Source organism: Geminocystis herdmanii PCC 6308, from assembly GCF_000332235.1.
In the GTDB taxonomy this organism is placed as follows: Bacteria; Cyanobacteriota; Cyanobacteriia; order Cyanobacteriales; family Cyanobacteriaceae; genus Geminocystis; species Geminocystis herdmanii.
In genome coordinates, this window is sequence record NZ_CM001775.1 from 1,580,230 (window position 1) to 1,592,032 (window position 11,803).

At 30.4% G+C, this 11,803-nt stretch carries 11 protein-coding genes and 1 pseudogene; 4 read left to right on the forward strand and 8 right to left on the reverse strand.

Annotation, left to right across the window (positions count from 1 at the left end; all coding sequences use genetic code 11):
• The first annotated feature begins 62 nt into the window (after positions 1-62).
• On the forward strand, positions 63-371 hold the full coding sequence (locus SYN6308_RS08040; protein WP_017293925.1) for a hypothetical protein: 309 nt from the start codon (positions 63-65) through the stop codon (positions 369-371).
• On the opposite strand, the pseudogene SYN6308_RS25120 reads toward SYN6308_RS08040, so the two are convergent.
• The 5 genes and pseudogenes from SYN6308_RS25120 to SYN6308_RS08065 form a co-directional block, all read right to left on the reverse strand.
• Positions 355-474, reverse strand: a pseudogene (locus SYN6308_RS25120) (IS630 family transposase); the annotation flags it as partial. The gene SYN6308_RS08040 and the pseudogene SYN6308_RS25120 overlap by 17 nt on opposite strands.
• Positions 475-495: 21 nt before the next feature.
• Positions 496-858, reverse strand: coding sequence for a hypothetical protein (locus SYN6308_RS08045; protein WP_017293926.1), 363 nt, complete (start codon positions 856-858; stop codon positions 496-498).
• A 242-nt stretch (positions 859-1,100) separates the two neighbouring features.
• Entirely contained in the window at positions 1,101-1,742 is a 642-nt protein-coding gene (locus SYN6308_RS08055) for a hypothetical protein (RefSeq protein WP_144051412.1), read from the reverse strand.
• 317 nt (positions 1,743-2,059) lie between these two features.
• A complete protein-coding gene (locus tag SYN6308_RS08060; RefSeq protein ID WP_017293928.1) occupies positions 2,060-2,665 on the reverse strand; it encodes a Crp/Fnr family transcriptional regulator in 606 nt (201 codons plus the stop codon).
• Positions 2,666-3,044: 379 nt separating this feature from the next.
• The gene (locus SYN6308_RS08065; RefSeq protein WP_017293929.1) at positions 3,045-4,682 is read right to left on the reverse strand and encodes a hypothetical protein; all 1,638 of its coding nucleotides are present in this window, start codon (positions 4,680-4,682) and stop codon (positions 3,045-3,047) included.
• A 299-nt stretch (positions 4,683-4,981) separates the two neighbouring features.
• Between SYN6308_RS08065 and SYN6308_RS08070 the strand changes: the two genes are divergently transcribed.
• A complete protein-coding gene (locus SYN6308_RS08070; RefSeq protein ID WP_017293930.1) occupies positions 4,982-5,779 on the forward strand; it encodes a sensor histidine kinase in 798 nt (265 codons plus the stop codon).
• Positions 5,780-5,842: 63 nt separating this feature from the next.
• Here SYN6308_RS08070 and SYN6308_RS22105 read toward each other — a convergent pair whose 3' ends face one another.
• From SYN6308_RS22105 to SYN6308_RS08085, 3 genes are all read right to left on the reverse strand, one after another.
• Entirely contained in the window at positions 5,843-7,342 is a 1,500-nt protein-coding gene (locus SYN6308_RS22105) for an IS200/IS605 family accessory protein TnpB-related protein (protein WP_017293931.1), read from the reverse strand.
• 138 nt (positions 7,343-7,480) lie between these two features.
• Positions 7,481-7,951: a GNAT family N-acetyltransferase gene (locus tag SYN6308_RS08080; RefSeq protein ID WP_017293932.1), complete on the reverse strand. Its 471-nt coding sequence runs from the start codon at positions 7,949-7,951 to the stop codon at positions 7,481-7,483.
• A gap of 249 nt (positions 7,952-8,200) precedes the next feature.
• Entirely contained in the window at positions 8,201-9,196 is a 996-nt protein-coding gene (locus SYN6308_RS08085) for a GGDEF domain-containing protein (RefSeq protein ID WP_017293933.1), read from the reverse strand.
• A gap of 255 nt (positions 9,197-9,451) precedes the next feature.
• Between SYN6308_RS08085 and SYN6308_RS22110 the strand changes: the two genes are divergently transcribed.
• On the forward strand, positions 9,452-9,889 hold the full coding sequence (locus SYN6308_RS22110; protein ID WP_017293934.1) for a hypothetical protein: 438 nt from the start codon (positions 9,452-9,454) through the stop codon (positions 9,887-9,889).
• Between the two features lie 225 nt (positions 9,890-10,114).
• Positions 10,115-11,452 carry a Mur ligase family protein gene (locus SYN6308_RS08095; RefSeq protein WP_017293935.1) on the forward strand — a complete coding sequence of 446 codons (1,338 nt, stop codon included), beginning with the start codon at positions 10,115-10,117 and terminating at the stop codon, positions 11,450-11,452.
• The last annotated feature ends 351 nt before the right edge of the window (positions 11,453-11,803 follow it).

Consider the following 11,803-nt stretch of genomic DNA (forward strand, 5'->3'; position numbering starts at 1 on the left):
GATGTCTGTAAATCATTTTGTCTTTTTCCAGTGTTTTTCTCAATTGTCTTTATCTATTAACAATGAATATTAAAAAAAATATAGAAAAAATACAAAACAAATTATATACTTTTTGTTACGATTATTTGGGCTTAAAATATTTCCGAAAAATCGCTTTAACGGATGTAATCAGTTTTACGGGCAGTCAACAGTTAACGGGATTATTGCCTCTCATTGGCTATGCCCTCGTCATTGCCACCATCGGCGATTTTTTATACATTCTCTATCCCCCACAATTACAAAATCCCTCATGGGAATTAGGGGCGATTGGTTTATTGATTGAAAATAGTTGGGGGCTTTTAATCGGTTTTGGTTTTGTAGAATTTTCTTGATTGCCCGATGTGAATAACCTTGAAGGGTCATTCTGACTGCTAATGCCCTTTTTAATTCTCTAGAATCTGGATTTGATTCGATAAACTGGTCTAATTCTTTCACAATTTTTCTTACTAATTGTTTTTAGTATTTTCTCACAAATGATTCCTTATTGCTATATTCAGAATTACCCGTAAAATAACGACTAAAAATAAAACCAAAACCGATTAAAAGCCCCCAACTATTTTCAATCAATAAACCAATCGCCCCTAATTCCCATGAGGGATTTTGTAATTGTGGGGGATAGAGAATGTATAAAAAATCGCCGATGGTGGCAATGACGAGGGCATAGCCAATGAGAGGCAATAATCCCGTTAACTGTTGACTGCCCGTAAAACTGATTACATCCGTTAAAGCGATTTTTCGGAAATATTTTAAGCCCAAATAATCGTAACAAAAAGTATATAATTTGTTTTGTATTTTTTCTATATTTTTTTTAATATTCATTGTTAATAGATAAAGACAATTGAGAAAAACACTGGAAAAAGACAAAATGATTTACAGACATCGACTAGATTTTCTGTAGAGACGTAAAATCTTACATCTCTACAATAGTTTTAGCCATTAAAAATTTAATTTCTGGAGAAATCTATTGAGAGAAGCAGAAATTTAATCAAAGTTTAAGGGTTGAATAATATTCAACCCCGATAAAAAAAAGATAAAAATTAAACTGTTAAACCCCAACCAAATCATTTTTGGAATTTAACTTTTTTGAATTTTTGTTTTGCCCAAACCCCAGCACCGAATAAAATAGTAGTACCTAATACGGGTAAAGCATCGGTTTCCCAAGGAACTCCCACCGCACTAAAAGAAGTAACATCAAAAGATGAAGTTTGAGCGGTGACATTCTCAAATCGAAAACCAAAACTTGTGTTACCGGGTATGAATAAAGACACATTACCAGTCTGAGTAGTACCCAGATTCAATTGAGTGGGAGTCCCATTGACTGAATAGAAAAACCGATCAGCCGTGACGCCAGTTGCTGCCCAGTCAAAATTAATGATATAATATGCACTCGCTATTGGAATTGTCAACCACTCAGCAGAGGCTGGAATGCCGGGAGATAAAGGATTAGCGCCACCGATAGTATTAAAGCCGATACTGTCGAATGGATCGGTAATTGTGTAGGCGTTAGGAGCCGTTAAATAGTTTGCAGGGGTACCCTGATTATTGATAGAAAAACCAGCACCAGGAGTAGGAGCCCCTAAAGTATTCGTAGGATTAAACTCACCGACAAAACCAGCCGCATGGGCAGGGGCTGAGATTCCCAGAGTAATCAAGGAAACGGCACCCACGGCACCGATCGAACAAATAGAAGATAATTTCATCATAGATGACCTCTTTTAATTTAAAATATTCTACACTCATTATAATCATTAATCAGTAAATATGACTAATATCTTTTTTTAGTTTTCCACGGTTTAACACCGTAAAAATACTGAGAGTTTGCCAACGAAAGAACGGGATAGCGATTAAAACTAGGTATTCAACTATAATATGAGGGAAAATAATAGAAAAAAGTGCATAATTTGAGACATTTTTCGTCAAAAATTCAACACTTTTGCTTCTAATTCCCCCGTAGGGGTGAACGAAATTTTGGGTAGTAATTATATACTTGATTTTGAAGTAACGAGTAACGAGTAATGTGTTAAAAGCTACTGATGACGATGTGTCGGCTACTGTCTAAGGTGATAAATCCTTGTTTTTGTAAATCTCCTAGTAATCTTGTGATAGTGACTCTTGTAGTCCCGATCGAATTAGCGAGATTTTGATGGGTTAATCTTACTTTTAATCTAATACCTAAGTCTTTATTTTCTCCGATTTCTTGCCCTAAAAGTTGTAACAATTTTATCAATCTATCTTCAACTTTTCTGATTCCTGCGATAGCTAATAATTGTTCACTTTGTTGAATTCTTTTGACTACCTGAGAAAGCATTTTTTGGGCTAAAACACTGTTTTTTTCGATTTCTGCGATCGAGTACCATTGCAACTGAACATCGGACAAAGAGTTAGCCTGAAAATTATCTAAAGCGGTAAACCATAAACCAAAAAAATTATCAGAATGTATCCACCCTAATAGAGTTTCCTCACCTTGGGGATTTATTTTGAGTAATTGTACCACTCCTTTTTTTACCTGCCAAACACCCTGACTAATCAGAGGAATATCTTCTCCTCTCTCAAAAAAATGTAATCTTCTTTCGGTGGTTGCCTCTGGACTGGTAAAATTACGATGAGAAGGATAAGTTAAAAGCATGGTAGTTTAGTATGATTGACATGACCTAAACATAAGGGTATCTTCTTAAAGTTAAGAGAAGGTAATGGATAACTTACAATAGCATTAAGATTTGTTTAACGTTATTTTAACTTCAATACTGCTCGGTTAAGCCCCCTTGCCCCCAGGGCTGTTTCAAAGTAAGTTGGTAAAAATGTTGGGGTGTTAGGGTATTAGGGGATTAGGGGTTTTTTTTTACTTATAGATTTTAAATAATAATAAAAAATCTTAAAAGAATCAATTTATGATAGTAAATTATCAAAACTCATTACTCTTTACTTATTACTCATTACTCCCTCTTAACCAAAAATTTGAAAATGAAACAGCCCTGCCCCTTGCCCCTACTTAATGAATTGTTTATTCATTCAATTTTTTTCGTCATCAATTTAACTTTATTAACTATTTTAATCAAAATTTCTTCTAACCATAATATTAATCGATCGAGCTTTTCTAAAATTATTTCTAAAAAGTGTTTTTCATATTTAATTTCGATAACTTTTACTTCGATTTCTTCTTCAAAAGTAACTTTTTGATTAGATAAATCATGACTATTTTTATTGTTAATATTAGCTTTATTTTCTATTTTTGGAATATCTAAAACCGTGTTTTTTGCGGAAGAAATATTAATAGATATTTCCTGATTTTCGACACTTAAAGATTCGATGATTTCTGAGGGTTCGATCGACGCCATCGAAATGTCATCTTGAGGTAAAATAAAATTAGATTCGTTATTATCAGGTTCGATCGTGTCAGGAAGTTTAGGAATACTACTATATAAATCTTCCCATGATAACCAAGGATCAGCTATTTCATCATTAATTAAGATAATTTCAGTTTCGGAAAAACTGGGTAAAAAACTTTTTTTAGCATTAGCAGATAACGAAGATTTTTGTTGACTAAAAAAATAGTTAATAGCCGCCCAAATTAACACTTGTATTTGAAAAGGATCATCAGGATTATTAAGTTTATCATTTAGATGATTTTTAGCAATATTTAATTGATTTAAACCTTGATTAATTAATTGTTCTGTGGTTTCTTGAATCTGAGGGATAATGTTTTCTGCTGTTTCTTGAGACTTAGTAATAATATTTTGAATCGTTTTTTGTGCAGGAGGTAGATTATCATTAATATTATTAGTGATTAAACTATTCTCTGCTGTTTGATTATCTTGTGATAAAGGAATATTTTTAGTTTTAAAGAAATAGTCTAAGGCTTCTCTAATTAATCTTAAAATAGAGATTTTTTCTTGGGTTTGCTCGATTATATCTTGATTTTGTGGTTCAATAGAACTAGAATTGGGAAAAGTTAATCTTTCTAAACTAACTAATAAATTATCAATAAACGCAATAATTGAGTTATGATTAACTGGAGAATTAATGACTAAATCAGAAGATTGAAGATTGTTAACATCTTGAGATATTTTACTCTCAACTTTTGATTTACCAAAAATATTTAATCCCGCAAAAAACTTAGTTAAAAAATTACCTTTAGTTGAAGCAGATAATAATTTTTGAGAGGTGAATTTCTCAGTCATATCATTAATAAGTAAATTAATTTCTAACTGTTGTTTAATAGGGATAATATCTTTAATTTTATTTTTTTCTAAGACAAAAATTAAGCGTTTATTTTTTAATCTACTGGCTAAACCTTGAAAATTTTTAGAAGGTAAAGAAGGTAACTCAGGATTATCATTAATAGCATTATTAATTACTAAAATTAAATCATCATTATCGATAGAATTGTCAATATTTTTAGTCGTTTTTCCTTTCGGTAAAGATATCTTTGATTGAGGAGAAGCAACAAAACTTTTACTAACTTTTTTGGTGGTTTCCCACAACCAAAAGAAAGGTAAAATTAAACTTTGTAAACCACCTTGCACCACATAACCCAATTCACGAATTTTAACGTTAACTTTACTATTAAATTTGATATAATTTCGGTTAACAAAGTTAAATAATCTACTTTTATAAGGTTTTGTTGAGGGAGGGGGTGAAGACATATCGTAATCCTAGATAATTTATCAGATTTTATTAAGAAATTTTATGGAGAAATAGAAGAATTAAGAATATAGAGTGTAAAATTGATCAGCATAATTGTCAATGGAGGATTATTCATCATCTTTTAATATATAGCCTTTTTTACAGTAATGCTAAGACGTATTTAACTAAAATTTTTCATTAATTATCAAAAAGGATTTAAACTCTTAACTTTTAATTACTCGCACTAAGGGTAATGGAAGTGTTACCTTTCACTAAGAATCTTTCTACTTTATAAAAACAGTAATTGCTATAATATTTTATGACAGATATAAACAATCTTGTAAATGAATTAAAAAATACTAAAATTGCTTATCAAGAATCTTTGCAAAATAGTCGTTTTAAGGCTGGTTTTCTTGGTAGGATTGCCCATGAAATTCGATCGCCCCTAAGTAGTTTAATGGGATTACATCAACTAATTATTAATGATTTATGTGAAAGTCAAGAGGAAGAAAGAGAATTTATTGAAGAAGCCTATAATTATGCTAAAAAATTAATGGGTATTCTCGATCGATTAATTAGCGTTTCTAAGTTAGAAGTGGGAAAACTGAGTTTAGAAATCCAAAAAGTCAATATTGGAGAGTTACTAACAGATATACAAGAAGTAATGACTTTACAAGCGACTAATCGGAATCTAAAATTGATATTAGGCGACATAGAAAAAGATATTATAACTCCTGTTGACAGGGCAAGATTAACGGATGCGTTACTATTTTTGTTGGAGGTAATAATTGATTATGGAGAAATGGGGGAAATAAAGTTAAGTTGTCATCAAGATAAAGAAAACCAAACCGCCATTATCACCATTAATTTTCCTTGTCAGCATCTGGCTATCAGTGAAGATATAGATTTAGTCAAATCCCCTATTCAAGAATTAAAACAGTTAAATAGTTTGCCACAACTTTCCAGTGGCATGAAAATAATGTTGGCGGAGTCTCTTTTAGAAACTATGGCAGGAAAGTTAATCTTAAACGCCAGTGAAGAAGATAACCTCACACGATGGCAGTTATTTCTTCCGCTCCTAAAAACTTGGACAAACTTGGACATCATGAAAAAATGACCCTAAATCCATCATTTTTGCGTTAACCGAGCAGAATTTGTTAACGATTCGTGACAAGGAATCTCACCTTGCAGTAAAAGTGTCTTTCGACTTGCTATTAAACCTATTACTATGTAACTCATCTAATAGCTTGACCTCTACTTCTCTGTTAGAGACACTAAAGAAACTATGACGTTTTACGCCTTTGAGCTTCTTATTCAGGGCATTCCAAAAACTCCAAACGTGCCGACTAGAATCAACTTGAATTAATCGGGCGTAATTGGTTGGAATACTCTCTTTTTTCCTTAATGCCCGTCTTGCTAATACCAACGCTGCCGCCGTATCGCTTGACAAACCATAAAGCCTCATAAATTTTGTTAATCCGATTAAACTTGAAAAGGCAGGATTAACTTTTATTACTTCAATTCCATGTTTAAAAGCACAACTATTTAACATATCTAAAAAACAACTATAAGCAAAGTTTGATAACATTCGAGAATATTTAACTCCCTCTTCTTTCATGGTTGCTTTTTTTCGTTCAAAATCTAAATTTTCTACACTAATTGGACACTCATATTGATAAGCTAATTTTACTAATTTCTTGACTGCATCACCGATAATTGCTGTTGTTTGATTAGTGCTTTTATCTCTCACATTTATTTTAATTTGTCCCTTTGCTTTTAAATTTCCCTCATTATCAACATAACTCCAACCAATTATATTCGGGTTTAAATCTATTCCTAACATTCCATTTTTACGATAAGAAATAATCGGAGTTTCTGGCAAATCAAAACTACAATATAAATACCATTTTTCACCTTTTTTGACAAATCTAAAAGTTAATGCTTGTTGATTATTTAGAGCATAATTTACATCACTTTGTCCATAGCTAAATTTGACATTTTCAATTAAATAATACTTCCCAAAAATTGACTCATAGCAAGGAGGTACTCTAATTTTTAGCCCCTGGGGTAATAACTGACAATTTTGATTGCCATTAGTTTCATCTTTACTTCCTACTAAAGTAAATTGTGAACTACGAGTTTTTTGCCAATCTTTTAACCATTCTTCATGACTAGAATAACCATTTTCTTTTAAATTAAATTGAGCGTACCATAGTTTTTTCCCACCAAACACCAGAGATGGTTTATTCTTTTTTAAAGTAACTAATCTATCTTTTAAAGTCGCTAATTTTCTTTGTTTTTGATGAATAGTAAATCTTAATTTACTTCTGACTGACTTTTGATTCCTACCACAAGACAAAGGTAATTTAGCTAACTTTTTCTTCTCCGTCTCAATAGTTTTTTCTAAACCTTTAATTTTTAATTCTGTTTGTTTTATTTGGCTTTTATAGCACTCTTTTCTTGAAGCGATTTTACCTTTTAAGATAATGTGAATGGAGTTAAATTGACGGGCATTTATACCGTATTTTATTTGATAACTTTTTTTTAAATAATTCAGTTTTTTTCCTTTTTCTAAATCTTTGTATAAATCTCTTTCAATTTTGCCAAAAAAACCTCCTATTAAATCACAAAATTCTGTGACTTCTGTATTTAGTAAAGTTTGATAAGTTATTTTACTCACGATCGTTAATGATGGAAAGAAATAAAGATAAAATAATTATATCATAAGGAATAAAGATGACGTTCCTAGATCGATAAACTTAAACAAATGTTTAAAAAATCACAAAAAATGTCTAAGTTTATCCTATATTGTCTAATTTTATTGGTACAGTCTGTTAACCCCTTGACATTTTTTAACCACATCATTGCTAGTGGGATAACGATTATATAAAACCATGGTGGTGGTAGTATTTTCTTCAAAACCGATTTTTTTATAAAAGTTTTGTTGATGTGTCGTTGTCAAATAAATTCTCTCGACTCGATTTAACTGAGGATGACTAATTAAGGTTTCTACTAATTTACTGCCTAATCCGAATCCTTGATAGTCAGGATGAATTACCACATCCCAAATAGTAGCACGAAAAACACCGTCTGAAGTTGCCCTTGCGCACCCGATAAGTCTTTTATTATCCCATACTGTCACTACTGGGTTACTATTTTCTATGGCGATGGCAATGTCTTCTCTACTGCGATTTTTTGCCCAGAAAGTAGTTATAGAATATAATTCTTGTAATTGTACTAGATCGATCGAACTTTTATCGGTACAAAATTGGATATGGCTAAAATTCATGAATGTCACTCCACAGAAAAAATTGAAAGTATTGAGAACACATAACTTAATAGAGAATGATAAACTATTATTTTGTTTTATCACTTCATTAATAAGACTTGATAGCTCGATCGAACCGTATCAATTTTAGCAAATTACTCAAAAAGAAGGTTCAATGAAAAATGGGGAATGGGGTTGTTGAAACTTTGAGTTAAATTTATTAAACTTAAATATAGTAATTTTTCTAACTCGTTATAATTGAAAAAACTATTAATTATTAACTAGATTTTTATTATAAATTCTCTCATTATTTTTCTTTTGTATTAATGGTAATTCTAACAACATGAGTAAATCATAATATTTATCATCGAGTTTCGGAATTTGAGTAATTATACTAAAATAATACTCACAATTATCCATTTTTTTAAATTCTTGATCAATCTGTTTCATAATTTGTTTATGAATCCATAATGCTCCAGTATTATCAGTATTTGGTAATAAAATAATTAACTGATTATGTTGATAAAAAGCTGGTAAATCCGTAGGACGTTTTAATTGTTTTTGGATGATAATAGAAACCTCTTTTTTTAGATTATCAATTAAATTTTCTGGATGATTTAACTCTATTAAAACTAAAGATAAGGGTTGTTTTTCTCGTGCTAATCTTCGCCATTCATAATCTAAGCAATCAATGAAAGTGTTATATTTAGCTAATCCTGTGATTTCATCTAAAATTTGACAATTATTTAATTCTTCTTGTAAAGCTATTAATTTTTTATAAAGAATATTTCTTTCAATACCAATAATTAAGTGATTAACAATATCTTGTATATCTTTAATTTCTTCAGGTGTCCAAGCTCTTAAATAATTATAATCATAGATAAATAAAATACCCCAAATTTTTATAGGAGTTAAGTTTTTAAATTCGGGAGTTTTCAAAATTAAAGGAAATGCTAACTCTGCTCTTTTTAAAGGTGCTGTATCATCATTAAAAGTTAATTTATCTTGGTGAGTATAATAACCATTTTTTAATTGATTTAGATACGATACCACTGGTTTATAAATTTCATAATTATCTTGATCATTTTTAGATAAAGAGTTATAAATATTACCTTGAAAATCAATAATATTTTCTTGCTCTCCTTGATAATTTAGTTGAGAAATAAAAACTTGTTCGCAGTCTAAATATTCTTTAATATAGGTTAAAATTTGAGGAAAAAATACTTCATAATTGATGGATAAAAAAAAGGAATCTATAATATTCATAAAAAATTAATGTTGCTCAAAAATTACTTATCCTTACCATATTGATTGATATAGTAATTAGGTTTAAAATTTTCTGTAATCAATATTTAATAAACATTTACAAAAATTGGTAAAAGAAGGGGTGAAACCCTTACTACAAAGAAAAAAAATCTTTTTGGAAAAAGTCTCATAGAAATCGAACATAATTTTAGCTAACTTAGAAAGAAGTCTCATAAAATGAGATTACTCTAAACATCAGGAAAAAGCTAGGAATAAATGACTAAAAAATCTAAATTTTTACGAGAGTTAAAAAGATTAGAACAAAAACACAATCAATTATCTTCTCATAATGTCAGTTTATCATCGATCGAATCTAGTAAAATGTCAAAAGTACTAGAAAAATTTATGTCACCCTATCTATACTTAACCAACGACTTGAGTAGTAAAACCAAATTATTCACCATTGGCGTGGTGGCTTGGAATGCTTCCTTATACCCAGAAGAGGAGAGGGAAGACATCACAGACTTATTGTTTTCTCAGGAAGTTATCGGGGATGATGTGAATATAAAACAAGAGTTAACCGACATTGTACAACAATTGATCGATCGAAAACTAACTTATTTTCCAGAGGATAAACGACTAATTATCGACTTTGACTTACAAAAATTTGGAGACTCCGATAGACTATTCGTCACATCTCAACCCATAAAATAATGAGGAATGAGGAATGAAGAATGAAGAATTAGGAATGAAGAATTAAGAATTAGGAATTAGGAATTAGGAATTAGGAATTAGGAATGAGTAATTAAGATAATAATAACCTACTGTTAATTATTCATTGTTTTGTCATTGCGAGGAATAGAAAGCAATCTCAAAGAATGATATTATCATCAAAATACCTTCTAAGATAATAAAAATTAAGATTAAGACATAATAATAATGAATATTATTGATAATTTTCGTTTAGGATTAGCCGTTGCCACTGCTAAAATAATTACTGGAATTGTTAAACTATTTAAACTAGGTTCAGCGAGTGTGTTACCCGGAGAAATAGCTAGTCGTTTTCACCCTCAATTATTAAATCTTTTATCAACACAATTAAGTCAAGGTTTAATCTTAGTGGTGGGTACAAATGGGAAAACTACCACTTCTTTATTATTAAAAGATATATTAGTTAATAAGGGTTATAAAGTTATCCATAATTCTACGGGTGCAAACTTAATTAATGGTTTAGTTACTTGTTTAATTATGCACAGTAATTTATGGGGAAAATTAACCGCCGACTATGCTATTTTAGAAGTGGATGAAAACGTTTTACCTTTAGCCTTAAAACAATGTAATCCTACCCATATTTTAGCCCTAAACTTATTTAGAGATCAACTCGATCGATATGGAGAAGTTGACACCATTAGTTACCGTTGGCAAAGTTCGATCGAACCCTTAAATAAAGATACTATTATTATCTTAAATGGAGATGATCCAACCCTCTGTTATTTAGGCCAAAATTTATCTCAAAAAGTCTTATATTTTGGCTTAAATGAACCAGAATTATACTTAGAAGAAATCCCCCATGCGGTGGACTCTATTTATTGCCCTAAATGTGGTACATCCCTTGATTATAAAGGAGTTTATCTTTCTCATTTAGGAGATTATGACTGCCCAAGTTGCGATTTTACTAAGAGTAAATTAGATATAAATAGTAGTGAATGGTCACAAATTTTGATCGGAGTTTACAATAAATATAACACCTTAGCCGCAGGATTAGTCGCAGAATCGATCGACATAGAAAGAGAAATTATTAACGACACTATTACCAACTTTAAAGCCGCCTTTGGTAGAGCCGAAGAATTAACAATTAAGGACAAAAAAATACGCATTTTACTATCTAAAAATCCCGTGGGTATGAATGAAACAATTAGAGCCGTAAATGATATTAGACAAGTTAATTTATCTAGCCCTATTTTAATGGTTTTGAACGATAGAACTCCCGATGGTACAGACGTATCTTGGATATGGGATGTGGACACAGAAAAATTAGTAGAAATGGGAGGAAATATTGTGGTAAGTGGCGATCGAGTTTATGACATGGCATTACGTCTAAAATATAGTCTTGATACCCTTGAATCTTCCATGAATTTAATAGTCGAAGAAACCCTACAAAATGCCATTAATAAAGCCCTAGAATTAACTCCCACAAACGAAACTTTATACATTATTCCCACCTATTCAGCCATGTTAGAAGTGAGAAAAATACTAATCGGCAGAGATATTCTTTAATTAATTAGGAATGAGGAATTAGGAATGAGGAATTGTTATTTTTTGATGTTTTAGTGATAAAAACCAATATTTTTTTAATTTCTTGAAAATCAGAATATATAGAAGTACCACTGCGTAATAGCTATTTACTTAAAATATATTCTTTTTTTCATCGACTAAATATTGATAAAGTTTAACGATTCTTAAGGCAAAACTAAATGATTTATTTTTAATAATATTCTCTTTCATACTGTTTTTTTAGTAATAACAACAAATTATAATAAATACTGATACAAAAATTTTTATTGCTAATTCTTCATTCTTCATTCTTCATTCTCCATTCCTCATTGCTTTAGGTTTTTATGAGAAAAA